The following is a 19,460-nucleotide window of genomic DNA, read 5'->3' as shown; positions in this document are numbered from 1 at the left end:
CGGCGGGCGTGCGGCGGCGCGCGGTGCGTGCGGGTTGCCCGCCGCGCGGTCGCGGCGGGCACCGGTGGCGCCGGGGCGGTACCGGGGATGCCGGGGCGGTACCGGGGATGCCGGGGGCGCCGGACGGGGTCAGGACCGCCCGGCGTCCCCGGCGGACGGCTCCTCGAAGTCGACCTTCCCTATGTGGCGGTTCATCGACTTCAGCAGCATCCAGACGGCCAGCCCCAGCGCCGCGAAGACGAGGAAGCCGAGGATTCCGGGCGTCACCTTGGTCTCGTCGAGCTCCTTGGCGAGGTCGACGAGGCCGGGGGCCTGGGTGAGGGCGAGAGTGGTCGGGCTCATGGAATCAATTGTCGCGGATGCCCGCGAAGAGGTCGTCCTCGGGGAGGGACGTGTCCACCAGCGACTTCGCCAGCTCGTACTCCTCCGTCGGCCAGACCTCCTTCTGGACCTCCATCGGGACCTTGAACCAGCCGCCGTCGGGGTCGATCTGGGTGGCGTGGGCGATCAGCGCCTTGTCCCGGACCTCGAAGAACTCCGCGCAGGGCACATAGGTGGTCAGCGTGCGCTCGGCCCGCTGGAACTCCTCCCAGCGCTTGAGCCACTCGCCGTAGGGGGACTCCAGGCCGCGCTCCAGCATCGCCTCGTGCAGGGCGAGGGTGCGGGGGCGGTTGAAGCCCTGGTTGTAGTAGAGCTTCAGCGGCTGCCAGGGCTCGCCGGAGTCCGGGTAGCGGTCCGGGTCGCCCGCGGCGTCGAAGGCCACCATCGTGATCCGGTGGGTCATGATGTGGTCCGGGTGCGGGTAGCCGCCGTTCTCGTCGTACGTGGTGACCACGTGCGGCCGGAAGGCGCGGATCTTGCGCACCAGGCGCTCGGCGGCCTCCTCCACGTCCTGGAGGGCGAAGCAGCCCTCCGGCAGCGGCGGCAGCGGGTCGCCCTCGGGCAGGCCGGAGTCGACGAAGCCCAGCCACTCCTGCTTCACCCCGAGGATCTGGCGCGCCTCGGCCATCTCCTTGGCCCGCACCTCGTGGATGTGCTCCTCGATGTAGGCGTCGCCCTGGAGCCTGGGGTTGAGGATGGAGCCGCGCTCCCCGCCCGTGCAGGTCACGACCAGCACGTCCACCCCCTCGGACACGTACTTCGCCATGGTCGCCGCGCCCTTGCTCGACTCGTCGTCGGGATGCGCGTGCACGGCCATCAGTCTGAGCTGTTCAGTCAAGGCTCGATCCTCGTTACCTGGTCACGGGAGACGGCTTCTATAGTGACCGAAGCGGCATCCCCTTGTATTCCCGATAGGACCGACAGGACGTGGCGATGAGCTCGGCTACCCCCGCGCACGGAGGACCGCCCCAGGGGCGGTACGGGCGTTCCGGGGACGCGCGCTCGGACCGCCGCCTGACGGCGGTCGGCGCGGTGCTGGGCGTGGCGTTCCTGGCGCTGATCGCCTGGTTCGGGGTGTCGTACATCACCGGGACCGCGGTCAGCGGCGAGCTGATCAAGTTCGAGGTCGTCTCGGACCGCGAGGTGGCCGTCCACCTGGAGGTCCGCAAGGACGAGGGCGTCACGGGCGTGTGCACCGTCAACACCCTCGCGGAGGACGGCGGGGACGTGGGCCGCGCGGACTTCACCTTCGACCGCCCGCAGAGCCGGATCGACGAGGTCGTCACCGTACGCACCACGGAGCGGGCCACCAGCGCCCAGCTGCTCGGCTGTACGGCGGCCGACGGAAACTGACGGCCTTCCGCGGGCCCCGGGGTTTGACCTTCTTCCCTTTTCCGTCGGAATTGTTAGGCTCGTGGTTTCGCCCACCCATGAAGGCGCAGCCTTCGGGTAGGGCGTTGCTTTATATCCCGAGAGTACCTACGAGGAGCACCTGTGACCCAGACCAGCGACAACGTCACCTGGCTCACCCAGGAGGCGTACGACCAGCTCAAGGCCGAGCTGGAGTACCTGTCGGGTCCCGCCCGCGTCGAGATCGCCAAGAAGATCGAGGCGGCCCGCGAGGAGGGGGACCTCCGTGAGAACGGCGGTTACCACGCGGCCAAGGAGGAGCAGGGCAAGCAGGAGCTGCGGGTACGGCAACTCACCCAGCTGCTGGAGAACGCCAAGGTGGGCGAGCCTCCGGCGGACACCGGCGTGGTCGCGCCCGGCATGGTGGTCACCGTCGCGTTCGACGGCGACGAGGACGACACGCTGACCTTCCTCCTCGCCTCCCGCGAGTACGCGAGCTCGGACATCGAGACCTACTCGCCGCAGTCCCCGCTGGGCTCGGGTGTGAACGGCCGGAAGGTGGGCGCGGACGCGGAGTACGAGCTGCCCAACGGCAAGATGGCCTCGGTGCGGATCCTGGAGGCCAAGCCGTACCAGGGCTGATCCCCCCGGGCTCCCGGGGAGCCCGCGGACGGCGCGGCCCCCGGCCGCCACGGAGGGTCCCGTGGCGGCCGGGGGCCGTTTCCCGGTGTCCCCGGTGTCCCCGGGTGTCTCCGGCGTCCCCGGTGTCCGGCGTTCCGGTGTCCCGGCCGGCGCGGGTCAGGCGGCCGAGCGGTACTTGCGCACCGCCAGGGTGCGGAAGACCGCGATGATCAGTACCGACCACAGCAGCGAGGCCAGCGCCGGGTTCTGCATGGGCCAGGCGTCGGGGGTCGGATAGCCCTGCGGCAGGTTGCCGAACAGCTCGCGGGTCGCCAGCACGGTCGCGCTGAGCGGGTTCCACTCGGCGACGGGCTGCAGGAGCGACGGCATGTTCTCCGCGGGCACGAAGGCGATCGAGACGAAGGTCAGCGGGAACAGCCAGATCAGCCCGCCGGAGGTCGCCGCCTCGGGGGTGCGCACCGACAGGCCGATCAGCGCGCCGATCCAGGTGAAGGCGTACCCCAGCAGGAGCAGCAGGCCGAAGCCCGCCAGCGCCTTGAGGACGCCCTCGTGGGCCCGCCAGCCGACGATCGCCGCCACGACGGCCAGCACCACCAGGGTCAGCGCGGTCTGGACGAGGTCGGCGAGGGTGCGGCCGGTGAGGACCGCGCCGCGCGCCATCGGCAGGGAGCGGAACCGGTCGATGAGGCCCTTGTGCATGTCCTCGGCGATGCCCGCGCCCGCGCCCGCCGTGGCGAAGGTGACGGTCTGGGCGAAGATGCCCGCCATCAGGAACTCGCGGTAGGCGTCCGCGTCCACGCCGGCGCCGGGAATGCTGATCGAGCCGCCGAAGACGTAGCTGAACAGCACCACGAACATGATCGGCTGGATGAGCCCGAAGATGACCATCTCGGGGATGCGCATCATCCGGAGCAGATTGCGCTGGGCGATGACCAGCGAGTCCGTCAGGGACTGCCGGATGCCGCCGCTCGAACGGGGGGCGCGGGTGCCGGTCGCCGGCTCGGTGGTGGTGCTCACTTGGCGGTCTCCTTCCGGTCGGCGGTCTGCGCGGCGGCCCGGTCGCTCCCGCCGCCGTTTCCGTCCCCCTCGGTCGCGTGGCCGGTCAGCGAGATGAACACGTCGTCGAGGGTCGGGCGGCGCAGGCCGATGTCGTCGATCTCCACACCGCGGGCGTCCAGCTCGCGGATGGCCTCGGCGAGCAGCTTGGCGCCGCCGACGACCGGGACGGTCAGTTTGCGGGTGTGCTCCTCCAGCGCGACCGCGCCCCTGCCCAGGCCCCGCAGGACCTCCTCCGCGGCGCGGATCTTCCCGCGCTCGTGCACGATCACCTCGATGCGCTCGCCGCCGATGCGGGCCTTGAGCTCGTCGGAGGTGCCGCGGGCGATGACCCTGCCGTGGTCGACGACCGCGATGTCGTGGGCGAGGCGGTCGGCCTCCTCCAGGTACTGGGTGGTCAGCAGCAGCGTGGTGCCGCCGGCGACCAGTTCCTCGATGACCTCCCACAGCGCCTGGCGGTTGCGCGGGTCCAGGCCGGTGGTCGGTTCGTCCATGAACATCACGGGCGGGCTGACGACCAGCGCGGCGGCGAGGTCGAGGCGGCGGCGCATGCCGCCGGAGTAGGTCTTGGCGGTCCGGTCGGCGGCCTCGGCGAGGTTGAACCGCTCCAGCAGCTCACCCGCCCGCCGCTTCGCGTCCCGCGCGGACATCTGGTAGAGGCGGCCGACCATCTGGAGGTTCTCGCGGCCGGTCAGGTACTCGTCGACGGCCGCGAACTGCCCGGACAGGCCGATCGAGCGGCGCACCTCGTGGGGGTGCTCGAGCACGTCGACGCCCGCCACGACGGCCCGGCCGCTGTCGGGGCGCAGCAGGGTGGTCAGCACCCGTACGGTCGTGGTCTTGCCGGCGCCGTTCGGCCCGAGCAGTCCCAGGACGGTGCCCTCCGGGACGTCGAGGTCGACACCGTCCAGAGCCCTGACATCACCGTAGGTCTTGACCAGCCCCTCGGCGTAGATGGCACCTGGCATGGAGGTCTCCCATGGGTGTGGGTGGTCGGAACAGGGGTGTACCGCACCGGAGGCGACCGGTGCGGGAGGTGCGCGGACACACCGCGGGTACGGTGCGGGGTCAGACTATGCAGCAACGCGATATATCGCGTCAACCGTGCGTGGTGGACCGGTGACGTGTCGTCCCGTGTCGCACCCGGCCGTCCGCCTCAGACCGTCACCGTGTACCCAGCCCTGAGGAGTGACGCCTTCACTTCGGCGCAATGCTGCGGACCCTTGGTCTCCAGATGCAGCTCCACCTCCGCCTCCGTGAGCCCGAGCCGGGGATCGGTCCGCACGTGGCTCACGTCGAGGACGTTGGCGTCCGACACCGACAGCTCCCCCAGAAGCGCCGCGAGAGCCCCCGGACGGTCCGTCAGGCGCAGCCGCAGCGACAGGTAGCGGCCTGCCGCCGCCATGCCGTGCCGCAGCGTGCGCTGCAGCACCAGCGGGTCGACGTTGCCGCCGGAGAGCACGGCCACCACCGGCCCCTCGAAGGACTCCGGAGCGGACAGCAGCGCCGCCACCGGACTGGCGCCGGCCGGCTCGACGACGAGCTTGGCCCGCTCCAGGCAGAGCAGGAGCGCGCTGGAGAGCGCGTCCTCACTCACCGTACGGACCTCGTCGACCAGTTCGCCAATGATTTTGAACGGCACGTCGCCGGGCCGCCCGACCATGATCCCGTCGGCCATCGTCGAGACCGACTCCAGCGCCACCGGGCGCCCGGCCGCCAGCGAGGGCGGGTACGCCGCCGCCCCCTCGGCCTGCACCCCGATCACGCGCACGTCCGGCCGCAGCGACTTCACCGCCAGCGCCAGCCCCGCCGCCAGCCCGCCGCCGCCGATGCCGACGACGACCGTGCGCACCTCCGGGCACTGCTCCAGGACCTCCAGCCCGACCGTGCCCTGTCCGGCGACGATGTCCGGGTGGTCGAAGGGGTGGATGAAGACCGCGCCGGTCTCGGCCGCGTACTCCTGCGCCGCCCGCAGCGTCTCGTCCACCACCTGCCCGTGCAGCCGCACCCGGGCGCCGTAGTCGCGGGTCGCCGCCACCTTCGGCAGCGCCGCGCCCACCGGCATGAAGACCGTCGAGCGCACCCCCAGCAGGGAGGCGGCCAGGGCGACGCCCTGCGCGTGGTTGCCCGCGGAGGCCGCGACGACCCCGCGGGCGCGCTCCTCGGGCGGCATCGCGGCGATCCGCACGTACGCGCCGCGCACCTTGAAGGAGCCGGTGCGCTGGAGGTTCTCGCACTTGAGGTGGACCGGTGAGCCGATCAGCTCGCTGAGGTGGCGGCTGCCCTCCAGCGCGGTCATCCGGGCCACCCCGGAGAGCGTCTTCTGGGCGGCGCGTACGTCGTCGAGGGTGAGCGCCGGTGCGTCGTCGCGACCGGCGTGCTGGGCACTGCTGGCTACCATGCCGCCAGTCTGGCAGCCCGGCCCGCGGGCGGCCCGGAGGCCTTCCCGTCCGGATCCGGAGGGCCGCGGACCGCCACCCGGGCCGGGTGCGCCCATTCGTACGGCACCGGTACGGCGCGGGCCCGGGACGCGTACCCTGTGGCAAACCCTCAGCCCGTCGTAGCCCTTACTTCCGAAGAAGCGAGCAACCGGCCATGCCCACGCACCCGGACATGACGACCGCCCACCCCCACGACGAAACGAGCCAAGAGAGCGTGCAGGCCAGCATGCCCCCCACCGCCGGACGCCCGGACCCCGACCAGGACCGGACCGGCCCCGCGCCCCTCCTCGACGCCATGCAGCACCAGGTGGCCCTCTTCGCGCGGCGCGCGGAGCAGACCCGGCTCGGCGGCGTCGGACAGGCCCGCAACTCCATGGACCGCGCCGCCTACCTGCTGCTCAACCGCCTGGACCAGGACGGGCCCACGGGCGTCAAGGCGCTCGCCGCGGGCATGGGGATCGACTCCTCGACCGTGACCCGCCAGGTGGCCCCGCTGGTGGAGTCCGGCCTGGTCAAACGGACCTCCCACCCCGACGACGGCCGCGCCGTCGTCCTCCAGCTCTCCCCGCGCGGCGTCTCGCGGCTGGAGCAGGTGCGCGCCTCGCGCCGCGAGCTGATGGCGCTGCTGACGCAGGACTGGAGCGAGGACGAGCGGACGGTCTTCTGCGATCTGCTCACCCGCTTCAACCAGGCCCTCTCCGACCTCCAGGCGGCGGGCTCCTGAACCCCCGGTGACGCCCGGCCGTCATCCCGCCGGACGCGCCGCCGCGCCGCGCCGGGCGCGGCGGCGCTCCCGGTCGACGTGCCGACGTGCCGCCGGGACGCCGTGATTGCCGGTCCGGGGCGCGGAAGGGGCAGGATGGAGGCATGGCCAACCGACTCGCTGCCGAGACGTCCCCCTACCTCCTCCAGCACGCCGACAACCCGGTCGACTGGTGGCCGTGGTCACCGGAGGCGTTCGAGGAGGCGCGGCGGCGGGACGTGCCGGTGCTGCTCAGCGTCGGGTACTCGAGCTGCCACTGGTGCCACGTGATGGCCGAGGAGTCCTTCGAGGACGAGGCCACCGCCGACTACCTCAACGCCCACTACGTGTCCGTCAAGGTCGACCGCGAGGAGCGCCCGGACGTCGACGCCGTCTACATGGAGGCCGTCCAGGCCGCCACCGGGCACGGCGGCTGGCCCATGACCGTCTTCCTCACCCCCGACGGCGAGCCCTTCTACTTCGGCACCTACTTCCCGCCCGCGCCCCGGCACGGCATGCCGTCCTTCCGGCAGGTGCTGGAGGGCGTGCGCGCCGCCTGGAGCGACCGCCGCGAGGAGGTCGCCGAGGTGGCCGGGCGGATCGTGGAGGACCTGGCGGGGCGGAGCATCGGCTACGGCGCCGGCGGCACCCCGCGCCCGCCCGGCCCGGAGGAGCTGGGCGCGGCGCTGCTCGGGCTGACCCGTGAGTTCGACGCGCGGTACGGCGGCTTCGGCGGCGCGCCGAAGTTCCCGCCGTCGATGGTGCTGGAGTTCCTGCTGCGCCACCACGCCCGCACCGGCTCCGAGGGCGCGCTGCAGATGGTGGAGGCGACCTGCGAGGCGATGGCCCGCGGCGGCATCTACGACCAGCTCGGCGGCGGCTTCGCCCGCTACTCGGTGGACGCCACGTGGACCGTGCCCCACTTCGAGAAGATGCTGTACGACAACGCGCTGCTGTGCCGGGTGTACGCGCACCTGTGGCGGGCCACCGGCAGCGAGCAGGCGCGCCGGGTCGCGCTGGAGACCGCCGACTTCATGGTGCGCGAACTGCGCACGCCCCAGGGCGGTTTCGCCTCCGCGCTGGACGCCGACAGCGACGACGGGACGGGAGCGCACAAGGAGGGCGCGTACTACGTCTGGACGCCCGCCCAGCTACGCGAGGTGCTCGGCGAGGAGGACGCGCGGGCCGCCGCCGCGTACTTCGGGGTGACCGAGGAGGGCACCTTCGAGGAGGGCGCCTCCGTCCTCCAGCTCCCGGACACGGGAACCCCCCTGGACGCCGGGCGCGTGGAGTCGCTGCGGAGCAGGCTGCTGGCCGCCCGCGAGGAGCGCCCGCGCCCCGGCCGGGACGACAAGGCCGTCGCCGCCTGGAACGGGCTGGCGATCGCCGCGCTCGCCGAGACCGGCGCCTACTTCGACCGCCCCGACCTGGTCGAGGCGGCCACCGCCGCCGCCGACCTGCTGATCGGCGTCCACCTCGACGAGAGCGGGCGCCTGGCGCGCACCTCCCGCGACGGCGCGGCGGGTTCCGGCGCCGGGGTGCTGGAGGACTACGGCGACGTGGCCGAGGGCTTCCTCGCCCTGTACTCGGTGACCGGCGAGGCCTGCTGGCTGGAGCTGGCCGGCACCCTCCTGCGGACGGTGCTGAGGCGCTTCACCGCCGACGACGGCACCCTGTACGACACCGCCGACGACGCCGAGCGGCTCATCCGCCGCCCCCAGGACCCCACCGACAACGCGGCGCCCTCCGGCTGGACGGCCGCCGCCGCGGCCCTGCTGTCGTACGCCGCCCACACCGGCAGCTCCCGCCACCGCGAGGCCGCCGAGCGGGCGCTGGGCGTCGTGACGGCGCTGGCCCCGCGCGTCCCGCGCTTCACCGGCTGGGGACTGGCCGCCGCCGAGGCGGCCCTGGACGGGCCCCGCGAGATCGCGGTCGTCGGCCCGGCCGGCGATCCGGCGACCGCCGAGCTGCACCGCACCGCCCTGCTGGCCACCGCGCCCGGCGCGGTGGTGGCCGTCGGCGAGCCCTCAGCGGACGGCGCGGACGGTGCGGATGTCAGTCCGCTGCTGCGCGACCGGCCGCTGCTGGACGGCCGCCCGGCGGCGTACGTCTGCCGGCACTTCGCGTGCGACGCCCCCACGGCCGATCCGGAGCGGCTGGCGGAGACGGTGGGGGCCGCGGCCGGGAGGTGATCCCGGCTCCGACCCCGCCCTGGCCCGGTCCTGACGCTCCGGGGCTCCGGGGCGCCCGGCGGACGGCCGGCGCGCCCCGGCCTCAGAGGGTGAGGCCGCGCTCCAGCACGTCGAGGGCGTGGGCGGCCCGCTCGCCCAGGTCGCCCCGCATGCCGCCGTCCGCCCAGTGCAGCATCGCCTCGGTCAGGGCCCCCAGCATCGCCGCCGTGACGACGCGCAGTTCCAGGTCGTCCACCGGCCGCCCCGTGCGCTCCGACAGCACCTGGCGCAGCAGCCGCCCGGTGACCTCGGTGTGCTCGGCCAGGCGGGCGCGGACGGCGGGGACGTCGCGGATCAGCGCCAGGCGCTGGCAGGTCTCGGCGAGGTCGGCGTCGTAGGTGCGGTCCAGCACCTCGCACAGGGCCTCCCGCACGGCCCGCACCGGGGGCTCGCCGGCCGGGCGGCTGCGCAGCGCCTCCTGGACGACGGGGTCGTACTCGTCGGTGAGCACGATGTCCTCCTTGGTGGGGAAGTACCGGAAGACGGTGCTCGGGGAGACCTCCGCGGCCTCGGCGATCCGGTCGACGGGGGTGGCGTCGTAACCCTGTTCGGCGAAGAGCCGGTAGGCGGCCCGCCGGATCGCCAGGCGGGTCCTGATCTTCTTCCGCTCCCGCAGCCCGAGCGCGGGCGCGCCGGCGGTGGACGACGGGGTACGTGCAGGGGCCATGGACGGCATTGTCGGGCATCGGTCCGGGCCCGCGCCATGTCCGGGGCGGTACGGGGACTGTTCGGACCGGCGGACCGGCGGACCGGCGGCCGGAGGCGCGGCGGGCGCCCGCCGCCGTCACCCGCGTGGGGAAAAACACGGAGCGCCCCGCGCCGGGGGTCCGTACAGTGGCCGTTATGCAGGTGATCCAGTCGACGAAACTCGCCAATGTCTGCTACGAGATCCGGGGCCCGGTTCTCGAGGAGGCCATGCGGCTGGAGGCGGCGGGTCACCGCATCCTCAAGCTCAACACCGGCAATCCCGCGCCCTTCGGCTTCGAGTGCCCGCCGGAGATCCTCGAGGACATGCTGCGCAACGCCGGGTCCGCGCACGGCTACGGCGACGCCAAGGGGCTGCTGTCGGCCCGGCGCGCGGTGATGCAGCACTACCAGACCAAGGGCATCGAGCTGGACGTCGAGGACGTCTACCTCGGCAACGGCGTCTCCGAGCTGATCCAGATGTCGATGCAGGCGCTGCTGGACGACGGCGACGAGGTGCTCGTACCGGCCCCCGACTACCCGCTGTGGACGGCCTCGGTCTCCCTGTCGGGCGGCACCGCGGTGCACTACCGCTGCGACGAGCAGTCCGACTGGATGCCGGACCTCGCCGACATCGAGCGCAAGGTGACCGACCGCACCAAGGCGCTGGTCGTCATCAACCCCAACAACCCCACCGGCGCCGTCTACAGCGACGAGATGCTGCGCGGGCTGACGGACATCGCCCGCCGCCACGACCTGATCGTCTACTCCGACGAGATCTACGACAAGATCCTCTACGACGGCGCCACCCACACCCCCACCGCCGCCCTCGCCCCCGACCTGCTGACCATCACCTTCAACGGCCTGTCCAAGGCCTACCGGGTGGCCGGCTACCGCAGCGGCTGGATGGCCGTGTGCGGGCCCAAGGCGCACGCCTCCAGCTACATCGAGGGCCTGACGATCCTGGCGAACATGCGGCTGTGCGCCAACATGCCCGCCCAGTACGTGGTGGCCGCCGCGCTCGGCGGACGGCAGTCGATCAACGACCTGGTGCTGCCGGGCGGGCGGCTGCTGGAGCAGCGCGACACCGCGTACGAGCTGCTGACCTCCATCCCGGGCGTGACGTGCGTCAAGCCCAAGGGCGCGCTCTACCTCTTCCCGCGGCTGGACCCCCAGGTCTACAAGATCAAGGACGACCGGCAGATGGTCCTCGACCTGCTGCGGGCGGAGAAGATCATGGTCGTCCACGGCACGGGCTTCAACTGGCCCGAGCCGGACCACTTCCGCATCGTCACCCTGCCCACAGCGCAGGACCTGGCGGACGCGGTGCAGCGGATCGGGAAGTTCCTGGACGGCTACGGCCAGCACTGAGCACACCGGCCTCGCGCCGGGGCCGGCCGCCGGCGCGCCGCCGCACCGCACGGACCGCCGACAGCGCGATCCCGACGGCCGTGGCGGTCACGGCGGCCCCGGTGAGCCCGGTCAACCAGAGGTGCGCCCGGCGCGCCCGGCGGGGCGTCCCGGCCTCCTCGGCCCGTTCCGCCGCGGCGGCGGACGTGGCGCGCGCCCGCCGGGCGGCGGGGGCGCGGGCGGCTCCGGCCAGTGTCCACAGCCGGTGCAGCTCGATCAGTTCCTCCCGGCTGGCCCGGCACCGCTTGCCGAACCGCTCCACCACCGCGAAGTCGGACGGCACCCCCTTGGCCGTGCAGTACCGGTGCAGTGCGGAACGGCTGATTCCGATGTGGGTGGCGAGCGTCTCGAAGCTGTGCGGTGTCCGGTCCTTCAGTTCCTGCAGTGCTTCCGCGAAACTCGCGGCCTCGCCGTTGTCCATCCGGCCTCCCCCATGAGCCGTTCGGCGGGTGGTGTCCCCATGCTACGAGCGCCCGGGGGCCGGCGGACTGCCGCTTTCGGTCATGTGCCGGGCGCGGCCGACGGCCGCCTCCCTCATCCCCGCGAACCGTTCGAGATCGGCCGCCCACCGCCGGCGGACCGGCTCCTCCGCCGTCCGCTGGGCCTCGGCCACCCTGCGGTGCAGGTCCACGCCGAGCTGGCACTCCAGGTCCTGCCGGGCTGAGGCCAGCTCCGCGCGCCCGGCCGCCCGCAGCCGCCCGGGGTCGCCGCGCGCCGTGTCGAGCATCCGCTGGATCCTGTCGCGCGGGTCCTCCAGCGTCCGGTAGGCGTATCCCTCCTCGCGCATGCACCGTGCCCACTCCGCCTGGGCCCCGCGGAAGCCGGGGGAGCGGTAGGTGCGCTCGATGACCTCGTTGCCCGCGTGCTGCAGCGAGAACTCCAGGCGCGTCCACCCCTCGCCGTAGACCTCCGTCCGGGCGGTGTGGACGCAGGAGTCCGGGGAGTAGACGAGGGTCGGTCCGCCCGGGACGGCGAACTCCTCGCGGCCCTCCTCGCCGCCCAGCAGCGCGGTCCGCCACCGGGCGCGTTCCCGGCCGGACAGCCCGGCCAGGTGCGCCTCGTTGGGGTCGGGCGGGGGCCCGGCCAGCACTCTCGCGGTCATCCCGTAGCCGTCGCTCCCGGCCCAGCCGGGGCGGAGCAGCCCGTAGGGGCTGTCGGCGGCGTCCCTGCGGGCGTCGCCGGCGGTGGCGGTGCGGTAGGTCAGGCCGCGCCGCTCCATGCAGGCCCCGACCTCCGCCTCCTCGGCGCGGTGCAGGGCCCGGGCCTCGTCGGCGGAGAAGTGGGTCGCGCCCGAGAACGGCCGGGGGTCCGGCGTGCCGCCGGCGGCCTCGTGGCCGGATGCCGAGCATCCGGCCACGAGGAGGGCCGCGGCGGCGAGCCACAGCGGTCGGCGCATCGGGATCAGCAGTTCACCCACACGTTGGAGGCGACGCCGTAGCGGAACATGCCGCCGTTCCAGGTGTGGGTGTCGTAGATCGCGTTGCCCCGGTGCAGCACGACGCTGCTGCCCTGGCGGTTGAGCAGCGTGTAGATGCGCACGTCGCACTGGTTGCCGTTGTTGTAGACCGACCTGGCGTTGTTGAACTTGTTGTACTGCCGCAGGTCGTTGTTGTTCCCGAACACCTCGCCGGGATCGCCGCCGCCGTTGGTGCTCAGGTACGCGCACAGGGCGCCGGAACTGCAGTCGGACCAGGCCGCCTGCGCGGGGGCCGCCGTGGCTCCGACCCCGAGCCCGGCCAGTACGGCCGCCCCGGCGGCGAGGGCGACCTTCGAGCGGGCCGCCTTGATTCGGCTCATCCATCCGTCCCTTCTCCGTCGTCTCGGGACAGCGCTTGCCCCGAGTCGCTCAGAGGTCTTTCACGGCCCGCTCCACGGGGTCAACGAGCGGTGGGCCGCGGGGGGACGGGGGGATGACCCGGCCGCTCCCGCCTGCGGTTCCGTCCGGGAATGGGACGGCGCGGGGGACGGGGGAGGCCTTTCCCGCACCGAGAGCAACTTTAGACAGTGTCCAAGTTAAGATGGACTCCTGAATCTGCCAGGAGGCCATCCCATGTACGAACCGATTCGCACGCCGTCGGTCCACACCATGGCCGATCCGGCCGGGACCGAGGGACTCCTCCCGCGCCGCTCCCGCGAGGAGGAGCTGGACAACAGGCTCGCCGGGCATCTGACCGCGCTGCTGACCGTGACCGACGAACTCCGCGTCCACACCCCGGGCGCGGAGCTGGACGCCGCCGCACAACGGCTGGACGCCCAGGTCACCCGGTTGTGCGGGGGACGCGCCCCGCTGCGGGCCACGCCGTCCGCCGCCGGGGCCGGCGCCTCCCGCGTCGCGGCCCTCCACCAGCGGGCCCACACCCTCGCCGGGCAGGCGCTGGTCGTGGCCACCTCCCGCTCCGACGCGGCGGCCGCCGAACTGGCCGCCGAGCGGCTGGAGGCCCACGCCCGGGCGCTCGGCCTGGCCGAGGTCGGCTGAGCCGGAGCCCGCCCGGCATCCGGTCTGCATCCGTCCGGCAACCGTCCGGCGCCGTCCGGACGGCGGGAACCCGCGGGCCGCTGCCGGTCGCTCAGCCCAGGCGCTCGACCAGGGCGCGGTACTCGTCCCACATGGCCTTCGGGGTGTGGTCGCCGAAGGTGTTCAGGTGCTCGGGGATGAGGGCGGCCTCCTCGCGCCAGACCTTCTCGTCCACCTTCAGCAGGAACTCCAGGTCCGCCTCGGACAGCTCCAGGCCGTCGGTGTCCAGGGCCTCCTTCGCCGGGACGATGCCGATGGGCGTCTTCGTGCCCTCCGCCTCGCCGTTGAGCCGGCCGACGATCCACTTGAGCACGCGGCTGTTCTCGCCGAAGCCCGGCCACACGAACCGGCCCTCGTCGTCCTTGCGGAACCAGTTCACGTAGTAGATCTTCGGCAGCTTCTCCGGGTCGGCCCCGGCGCCGACCTCCAGCCAGTGACCCATGTAGTCGCCCATGTTGTAGCCGCAGAACGGCAGCATGGCGAACGGGTCGCGGCGCAGCTCGCCGACCCGGCCCTCGGCCGCGGCCGTCTTCTCCGAGGCGACGTTGGCGCCCAGGAAGACGCCGTGCTGCCAGTCGAAGGACTCCGTCACCAGCGGCACCGCGCTGGCGCGGCGGCCGCCGAAGAGGATCGCCGAGATCGGCACGCCCCGCGGGTCCTCCCACTCCGGCGCGATGATCGGGCACTGCGACGCGGGCACGGTGAAGCGGGCGTTGGGGTGCGCGGCCGGGGTGCCGGAGGCGGGCGTCCAGTCGTCGCCCCGCCAGTCGGTCAGGTGCGCCGGGGGCTCCTCGGTCATGCCCTCCCACCACACGTCGCCGTCGTCGGTGAGCGCGACGTTGGTGAAGATCGCGTTGCCCCACAGGGTCTTCATCGCGTTGGCGTTGGTGTGCTCGCCGGTGCCCGGCGCCACGCCGAAGAAGCCGGCCTCGGGGTTGATCGCGTAGAGGCGGCCGTCCTCGCCGAAGCGCATCCAGGCGATGTCGTCGCCGATCGTCTCGACCGTCCAGCCCGGGATCGTCGGCTCCAGCATCGCGAGGTTGGTCTTGCCGCACGCGCTGGGGAAGGCCGCGGCCACGTACTTCGACTCGCCCCGCGGCGGGGTGAGCTTCAGGATCAGCATGTGCTCGGCGAGCCAGCCCTCGTCGCGCGCCATCACCGAGGCGATGCGCAGCGCGTAGCACTTCTTGCCCAGCAGCGCGTTGCCGCCGTAGCCCGAGCCGTAGGACCAGATCTCACGGGTCTCGGGGAAGTGGGAGATGTACTTGGTGGGGTTGCAGGGCCAGGGGACGTCCTCCTGGCCCGGCTCCAGCGGGGCGCCGACGGTGTGGACGGCCCGGACGAACGTCCCGTCCTCGCCCAGCTCCTCCAGCACGGCGCTGCCCATGCGGGTCATCGTCCGCATGGAGACGGCCACGTACGCGGAGTCGGTGATCTCCACGCCCAGCGCGGAGAGCGGGGAGCCCAGCGGGCCCATGCAGAACGGGACGACGTACATCGTCCGGCCGCGCATCGAACCGCGGAAGATCCCTCCCTCGCCGCCCGTCCCGGTGAAGACCTCGCGCATCCGCGCGGGGTCCATCCAGTGGTTGGTCGGGCCGGCGTCCTCCTCCTTCTCGGAGCAGATGAAGGTGCGGTCCTCCACGCGCGCCACGTCGCTGGGGTCGGAGGCGGCGTAGTACGAGTTGGGGCGCTTGACCGGGTCGAGCTTCCTGAACGTGCCCTTCTCGACCAGTTCCCCGCACAACCTCTCGTACTCCGCCTCCGAGCCGTCGCACCAGACGACGCGGTCGGGCCGGGTGAGGGCCGCGATCTCGTCGACCCAGGCGATCAGTTCCTGGTGACGGGTGGGGGTCGTGTTGCCGGGAGCCGCAGTACTGCGCGCCACAATCGCTCCAGAGGTTGAGGGTTCTGTGCCGAATACCGCACGTGTATCCGGTTTGTCTGTCCGTAACTCGGACGTCGGCCCCTTGGGGGCTGCGACCCGGATGCTGCGGCGTTGCTCATCCGGTGCCGACCACGCTCATTTGATATTCCGCCTTCGGAGCGAATCTGTCCAGATGGACAGAGGGTGAGCATCGCCACGCGCAGAGGAGAACCTACGGTCGCGTAGTTACGATGAGACCCATGACCGCCGCAGTGCCCGAACACCCCAGGACTCTGTCCGCCGACGACCGCGACGGCCGTGAGGACCGCGGAGCCGAACGATCCGTCCACCCCGTCAAACCCCGGCTGCGGGGCTGGCTGCACGCCGGGATGTTCCCGGCCGTGCTGGTCTCGGGGATCTTCCTGACGGCCCTCGCACAGACCCCGCGCGGCCGCCTCGCCTGCGCGGTCTACACGCTGACCGCCTGCCTGCTGTTCGGCGTCAGCGCCCTGTACCACCGCGGGAACTGGGGCCCGCGCGCCAACGCCGTGCTCCGCCGCCTCGACCACGCGAACATCTTCCTGATCATCGCGGGCACCTACACGCCCCTGACGATCCTGCTCGTCCCCGGGGGCCGCGGCCAGCTGCTGCTGTGGGGGGTCTGGGCCGCCGCCATCGCCGGGATCGCCTTCCGCGTCTTCTGGGTCGGCGCGCCGCGCTGGCTGTACACCCCCTGCTACATCGCGATGGGCTGGGCCGCGGTGTTCTTCCTGCCCGACTTCCTGCGCGCGGGCGGCGTCGCCGTCCTGGTGTGCGTGATCGTCGGCGGCCTGCTCTACAGCGTGGGCGGGGTCGTCTACGGCATCAAGCGGCCGAACCCCTCACCGCGCTGGTTCGGCTTCCACGAGGTCTTCCACTCCCTCACGCTGGCCGCCTTCGCCGTCCACTACGTGGGGATCTCCCTGGTCGCCTACGACGCCTCCTGACACCCCGCCCGGTCCCGTCCGGTTCCGCCGTCCCCGCCCGGTTCCGCCGTCCCCGCCCGGCGCGGCGCGTCAGCCGCCGCGCCGCACCGAGCGGCCGGCGAGCACACCGGTGCGGCGGCCGTCCTCGACGGCGAACCGGCCGTCGACCAGGACGTGCGGGATGCCCGTCGGCGGGGTGCGCGGCGCGTCGAACGTCGCGCCCGCCGCCACCGTCCGCGGGTCGAACAGCACCAGGTCCGCCCGGTACCCCTCGCGCACCAGCCCGCGGTCCGGCAGCCGCAGCCGGGCGGCCGGCCGGCCGGTCAGGTGCGCCACGCACTCCTCCAGCGACAGCACGCCCAGCTCGCGCACGTAGTGGCCCAGGTAGTGCGGGAAGGTGCCGTACGCCCGCGGGTGCGGCCGGTCGCCGACGAGGATGCCGTCGCTGCCGCCGGTGTGGGCGCGGTGCCGCATGATCGCCCGGACGTTCTCCTCGTGCCCGACGTGCTGGAGGACGGTGGTGCCCAGCCGGTCCTCCAGCAGCAGCCGCCGCGCCACGGCGAACGGCTCCTCGCCGCGCTCGGCCGCCGCCCGCGCGATCGTGCGGCCGGTGTACCCGGCCAGGGAGGGGTCGGCCACCCCGGAGACCTCCACGGTGTCCCAGTCGACCGGCACCCCGTGGCAGCCGTCCGAGCCCTCGACCTCCATCGCGTGCCGGATCCGGGCGCAGGTCCCCGCGTCCCGCAGCCGGGCGAGGGCCGCCCCGGGCCCGCCCTCGGCGGCCCAGCTGGGCAGCAGCGCGGCCAGGGTGGTGCAGCCGGGCAGGTAGGGATAGCTGTCCAGCGTCAGGTCCACCCCGTCGTCCAGGGCCGCGTCCAGCAGGGCCAGCAGCTCGGGGGCGCGGCCCGCGTTGACGGAGAAGTTCACGGTGGCGTGCGCCAGGTGCAGGGCGCATCCGGAGGCGCGGGCGACCTCGATCATCTGCGCGTACGCCTCCAGCGCGCCCGCGCCGTAGGAGCGGTGGTGGGGGCAGTGGTAGCCGCCGTAGGACGCCACCACCCGGCACAGCTCGGTCAGTTCGGAGTCCGGGGCGTACATTCCCGGGGTGTACGTCAGGCCGGACGACATCCCCACCGCGCCCTGCTCCAGGCCCTCGGCGACCAGGCGCCGCATCCGGTCCAGCTCCCCGTCCGCGGCGGGCCGGTCCTCCCAGCCGACGGCCAGCGCCCGCACCGTGCCGTGGGGGACGAGGTAGGCGGCGTTGACGGCGATGCCGCGGTCGAGCCGGTCCAGGTACTCCCCGACCGTGCGCCAGTCGAAGTCGACGTCCCCGCCGTCCCCGTTCCAGCCGGTGATCGCCTGCCGCACCTCGCCGAGCGTGCGGTCGTCCACGGGCGCGTACGACAGGCCGTCCTGCCCGATCACCTCCAGCGTCACGCCCTGGGCCGCCTTCGCGGAGTGGTCGGGGTCGCGCAGCAGCGCCAGGTCGCTGTGGGCGTGCATGTCGATGAACCCGGGCGCGAGGACGAGGCCGTCCGCCTCGACCACGCGCCGCGCGCCGGGACGCGGTCCGGGGTCCCCCTCGCGGTGGACCACGGCGATCCGGCCGCCGTCGACGCCGACGTCGGCCCGGTGGGCGGGGGCGGCGGTGCCGTCGGCGACGCGTGCGCCGCGCAGGACGAGATCCACGGCGGGCTCCGGTTCGGTGTCGGTGTGGGTGTCGGATTCGGTCTCGGTGTCGGATTCGGGTTCGGAGGGGCGAGGGGTCAGAAGAAGGTGCGGACGAGGTCGGTGACGGTGCCGTCGTCCTCGGTGACCGGGATGAGCTGCCACCGGTCGAAGACCGTGCACGGGTGCGACAGGCCGAGCGCCACCCAGTCGCCCACCTCCAGCTCCGCGCCCGGCGCGAGGCGGACGAACGCGTGCTGGTCGGCCAGCTTCACCACCTCCAGGCCGTCCGCGGCGCGCTCGCCGCCGCCGGGGGAGCGGAGGGCCACCGGCTCGGGCAGGCCCAGGTCGTAGGAGGCGTCGCGCTTGCCCGCGTTGAGGAACGCCAGACGCGGCTCGGGCCGGGAGACCACCTGCGCCCAGAGCCGGAGCGCCGGCCGCAGCGAACCCTGGCCGGGGACGCGGTTGAACGGGGTCGCGCGGCGGTAGTGGCCGTCGTCGTGCGAGACGTACGCGCCCGAGCGCAGCAGCCTCAGCACCGGGCGGGAGAGCTCCGGCACGCGCCCGAACACCTCGGCCACCACGTCGAACCAGGCGCTGCCGCCCGCGCTCACCACGATCTCCTCGTCCGGCCCCAGACCGGAGAAGCGGCCCGCCGCGTCCAGGTCGGCGGCCAGCGCGACCAGGTCCTCCAGCCAGGCCCGTACGCGTCCGGCGTCGGCGTCGGGCACCTCGCCCTCGTACCCGGCGACGCCGACCAGCCGCAGCGTCCCCGCACCCGCCACGGCCTCCGCGACCCGCGCCGCCTCCCCGGCGGTGCGCACGCCGGTACGGCCGCCCGGGGCGCCGAGTTCGACGACGACGTCGAGCGGGCGCGGGGCGCCCGCCGCAGCCAGCGCGGCGTCCATCAGCTCCACGCCGCGCACCGAGTCCGCGTAGCAGACGATCACCGCCTCCGGGTCGGCCGCCAGCTCGCCGGCCGTCCAGCGCAGCGCGGCGGCGTCCACCACCTCGTTGGCCAGGAAGATCCGGCGCACCCCGAAGGCCCGGTAGACGCGTGCCTGCGAGGGCACCGCCGCCGTGATGCCCCAGGCGCCGTGGTCGAGCTGCCGCCGGAAGAGCTGCGGGGACATCGAGGTCTTGCCGTGCGGGGCGAAGGCGAGGCCGTGGCGGGCGGAGAACTCGCCCAGCTGCCGCAGGTTGTGTTCCAGGGCCCCGGCGGAGAGGGTCAGCACCGGGGTGGTGAAGCCGCCGGTGAACACCGAGCGCCGCTCGGCGGCGAGCGCGCCCACGGTCAGGCCGGCCGCGTCCGGGGGCAGCCCCTTGAAGCGGTGGTCGACGACCTCGTCGGCGAGGCGGCCGACGGGATCCGTGCCCGCGGCCGGGCGCTCGGGGTGCTCGGGGTGCTCGGCGGCCATGGTGAACTCCGAACTCCGGGGCGAACTCCGGAATGGTCGTTGCGATATGTGCAACACTCATTGCGCATGGTGCTCGAAGCTGTCTAGCAT

The 19,460-nt window shown here is 73.4% G+C and carries 19 protein-coding genes; 7 read left to right on the top strand and 12 right to left on the bottom strand.

The window, feature by feature from the left end:
• Positions 1-129: 129 nt before the first annotated feature.
• Both QC029_RS12815 and mca read right to left on the bottom strand, forming a co-directional pair.
• Positions 130-342, bottom strand: coding sequence for a hypothetical protein (locus QC029_RS12815; RefSeq protein WP_279555739.1), 213 nt, complete (start codon positions 340-342; stop codon positions 130-132).
• Positions 343-346: 4 nt separating this feature from the next.
• On the bottom strand, positions 347-1,219 hold the full coding sequence (gene mca / locus QC029_RS12810) for a mycothiol conjugate amidase Mca (RefSeq protein WP_279555737.1): 873 nt from the start codon (positions 1,217-1,219) through the stop codon (positions 347-349).
• A gap of 95 nt (positions 1,220-1,314) precedes the next feature.
• Here mca and QC029_RS12805 point away from each other — a divergent pair, with 95 nt between their 5' ends.
• Together QC029_RS12805 and greA are read left to right on the top strand one after the other, a co-directional pair.
• Entirely contained in the window at positions 1,315-1,734 is a 420-nt protein-coding gene (locus tag QC029_RS12805) for a DUF4307 domain-containing protein (protein WP_279555736.1), read from the top strand.
• Positions 1,735-1,875: 141 nt separating this feature from the next.
• Positions 1,876-2,373 (top strand): transcription elongation factor GreA, encoded by a 498-nt coding sequence (greA, locus tag QC029_RS12800; protein ID WP_279555735.1) that lies wholly within the window; start codon positions 1,876-1,878, stop codon positions 2,371-2,373.
• Between the two features lie 156 nt (positions 2,374-2,529).
• Here greA and QC029_RS12795 read toward each other — a convergent pair whose 3' ends face one another.
• The 3 genes from QC029_RS12795 to ilvA form a co-directional block, all read right to left on the bottom strand.
• Positions 2,530-3,390 (bottom strand): ABC transporter permease, encoded by an 861-nt coding sequence (locus tag QC029_RS12795; protein WP_279555734.1) that lies wholly within the window; start codon positions 3,388-3,390, stop codon positions 2,530-2,532.
• Positions 3,387-4,397 carry an ATP-binding cassette domain-containing protein gene (locus QC029_RS12790; RefSeq protein WP_279555733.1) on the bottom strand — a complete coding sequence of 337 codons (1,011 nt, stop codon included), beginning with the start codon at positions 4,395-4,397 and terminating at the stop codon, positions 3,387-3,389. The genes QC029_RS12795 and QC029_RS12790 overlap by 4 nt, the downstream gene beginning before the upstream one ends.
• A 188-nt stretch (positions 4,398-4,585) precedes the next feature.
• Positions 4,586-5,830 (bottom strand): threonine ammonia-lyase, encoded by a 1,245-nt coding sequence (gene ilvA, locus QC029_RS12785; RefSeq protein WP_279555732.1) that lies wholly within the window; start codon positions 5,828-5,830, stop codon positions 4,586-4,588.
• A 266-nt stretch (positions 5,831-6,096) separates the two neighbouring features.
• On the opposite strand from ilvA, the gene QC029_RS12780 reads away from it, so the two are divergent.
• A complete protein-coding gene (locus QC029_RS12780; protein WP_279555748.1) occupies positions 6,097-6,594 on the top strand; it encodes a MarR family winged helix-turn-helix transcriptional regulator in 498 nt (165 codons plus the stop codon).
• A 143-nt stretch (positions 6,595-6,737) separates the two neighbouring features.
• Complete coding sequence (locus tag QC029_RS12775) at positions 6,738-8,804, top strand: thioredoxin domain-containing protein (RefSeq protein ID WP_279555731.1); 2,067 nt, start codon at positions 6,738-6,740, stop codon at positions 8,802-8,804.
• A gap of 82 nt (positions 8,805-8,886) precedes the next feature.
• On the opposite strand, the gene QC029_RS12770 is transcribed toward QC029_RS12775, so the two are convergent.
• Positions 8,887-9,510 (bottom strand): TetR/AcrR family transcriptional regulator, encoded by a 624-nt coding sequence (locus tag QC029_RS12770; RefSeq protein WP_279555730.1) that lies wholly within the window; start codon positions 9,508-9,510, stop codon positions 8,887-8,889.
• A 176-nt stretch (positions 9,511-9,686) separates the two neighbouring features.
• On the opposite strand from QC029_RS12770, the gene QC029_RS12765 reads away from it, so the two are divergent.
• Positions 9,687-10,898, top strand: a complete 1,212-nt coding sequence (locus QC029_RS12765) for a pyridoxal phosphate-dependent aminotransferase (RefSeq protein WP_279555729.1) — start codon at positions 9,687-9,689, stop codon at positions 10,896-10,898.
• Here QC029_RS12765 and QC029_RS12760 read toward each other — a convergent pair.
• From QC029_RS12760 to QC029_RS12750, 3 genes are read right to left on the bottom strand one after another with little or no spacing between them, the layout of a single operon-like run.
• A complete protein-coding gene (locus tag QC029_RS12760) occupies positions 10,819-11,358 on the bottom strand; it encodes a helix-turn-helix transcriptional regulator (protein ID WP_279555728.1) in 540 nt (179 codons plus the stop codon). The two genes, QC029_RS12765 and QC029_RS12760, sit on opposite strands and share 80 nt — an antisense overlap.
• A 42-nt stretch (positions 11,359-11,400) precedes the next feature.
• Positions 11,401-12,354 (bottom strand): hypothetical protein, encoded by a 954-nt coding sequence (locus QC029_RS12755; protein ID WP_279555727.1) that lies wholly within the window; start codon positions 12,352-12,354, stop codon positions 11,401-11,403.
• On the bottom strand, positions 12,339-12,734 hold the full coding sequence (locus QC029_RS12750) for a peptidase inhibitor family I36 protein (RefSeq protein WP_279555726.1): 396 nt from the start codon (positions 12,732-12,734) through the stop codon (positions 12,339-12,341). The genes QC029_RS12755 and QC029_RS12750 overlap by 16 nt, the downstream gene beginning before the upstream one ends.
• Before the next feature lie 253 nt (positions 12,735-12,987).
• Between QC029_RS12750 and QC029_RS12745 the strand changes: the two genes are divergently transcribed.
• On the top strand, positions 12,988-13,413 hold the full coding sequence (locus QC029_RS12745) for a hypothetical protein (protein WP_279555725.1): 426 nt from the start codon (positions 12,988-12,990) through the stop codon (positions 13,411-13,413).
• 91 nt (positions 13,414-13,504) lie between these two features.
• Here QC029_RS12745 and QC029_RS12740 read toward each other — a convergent pair whose 3' ends face one another.
• A complete protein-coding gene (locus tag QC029_RS12740) occupies positions 13,505-15,340 on the bottom strand; it encodes a phosphoenolpyruvate carboxykinase (GTP) (RefSeq protein WP_279555724.1) in 1,836 nt (611 codons plus the stop codon).
• Between the two features lie 230 nt (positions 15,341-15,570).
• On the opposite strand from QC029_RS12740, the gene QC029_RS12735 reads away from it, so the two are divergent.
• On the top strand, positions 15,571-16,305 hold the full coding sequence (locus QC029_RS12735) for a hemolysin III family protein (protein ID WP_279555723.1): 735 nt from the start codon (positions 15,571-15,573) through the stop codon (positions 16,303-16,305).
• 69 nt (positions 16,306-16,374) lie between these two features.
• Here the strand turns inward: QC029_RS12735 and QC029_RS12730 are convergent, their stop codons facing one another.
• The gene (locus tag QC029_RS12730; protein WP_279555722.1) at positions 16,375-17,973 is read right to left on the bottom strand and encodes an amidohydrolase family protein; all 1,599 of its coding nucleotides are present in this window, start codon (positions 17,971-17,973) and stop codon (positions 16,375-16,377) included.
• Between the two features lie 77 nt (positions 17,974-18,050).
• On the bottom strand, positions 18,051-19,370 hold the full coding sequence (locus QC029_RS12725) for an amino acid deaminase (RefSeq protein ID WP_279555721.1): 1,320 nt from the start codon (positions 19,368-19,370) through the stop codon (positions 18,051-18,053).
• Between the last annotated feature and the right edge of the window lie 90 nt (positions 19,371-19,460).

It is taken from the genome of Streptomyces sp. DH37, from assembly GCF_029813835.1.
In the GTDB taxonomy this organism is placed as follows: Bacteria; Actinomycetota; Actinomycetes; order Streptomycetales; family Streptomycetaceae; genus Streptomyces.
This window is presented reverse-complemented; position numbering and strand designations above follow the sequence as displayed.

Excerpts from the sequence above, each read along its gene's own strand:
- QC029_RS12760 (WP_279555728.1), bottom strand. The coding sequence starts at position 11,358 with ATGGACAACGGCGAGGCCGCGAGTTTCGCGGAAGCACTGCAGGAACTG.
- QC029_RS12790 (WP_279555733.1), bottom strand. The coding sequence starts at position 4,397 with ATGCCAGGTGCCATCTACGCCGAGGGGCTGGTCAAGACCTACGGTGAT.
- QC029_RS12735 (WP_279555723.1), top strand. The coding sequence starts at position 15,571 with ATGAGACCCATGACCGCCGCAGTGCCCGAACACCCCAGGACTCTGTCC.
- ilvA (WP_279555732.1), bottom strand. The coding sequence starts at position 5,830 with ATGGTAGCCAGCAGTGCCCAGCACGCCGGTCGCGACGACGCACCGGCG.
- QC029_RS12765 (WP_279555729.1), top strand. The coding sequence starts at position 9,687 with ATGCAGGTGATCCAGTCGACGAAACTCGCCAATGTCTGCTACGAGATC.
- QC029_RS12815 (WP_279555739.1), bottom strand. The coding sequence starts at position 342 with ATGAGCCCGACCACTCTCGCCCTCACCCAGGCCCCCGGCCTCGTCGAC.
- QC029_RS12780 (WP_279555748.1), top strand. The coding sequence starts at position 6,097 with ATGCCCCCCACCGCCGGACGCCCGGACCCCGACCAGGACCGGACCGGC.
- QC029_RS12775 (WP_279555731.1), top strand. The coding sequence starts at position 6,738 with ATGGCCAACCGACTCGCTGCCGAGACGTCCCCCTACCTCCTCCAGCAC.
- QC029_RS12725 (WP_279555721.1), bottom strand. The coding sequence starts at position 19,370 with ATGGCCGCCGAGCACCCCGAGCACCCCGAGCGCCCGGCCGCGGGCACG.
- QC029_RS12745 (WP_279555725.1), top strand. The coding sequence starts at position 12,988 with ATGTACGAACCGATTCGCACGCCGTCGGTCCACACCATGGCCGATCCG.
- QC029_RS12770 (WP_279555730.1), bottom strand. The coding sequence starts at position 9,510 with ATGGCCCCTGCACGTACCCCGTCGTCCACCGCCGGCGCGCCCGCGCTC.
- QC029_RS12750 (WP_279555726.1), bottom strand. The coding sequence starts at position 12,734 with ATGAGCCGAATCAAGGCGGCCCGCTCGAAGGTCGCCCTCGCCGCCGGG.
- QC029_RS12805 (WP_279555736.1), top strand. The coding sequence starts at position 1,315 with ATGAGCTCGGCTACCCCCGCGCACGGAGGACCGCCCCAGGGGCGGTAC.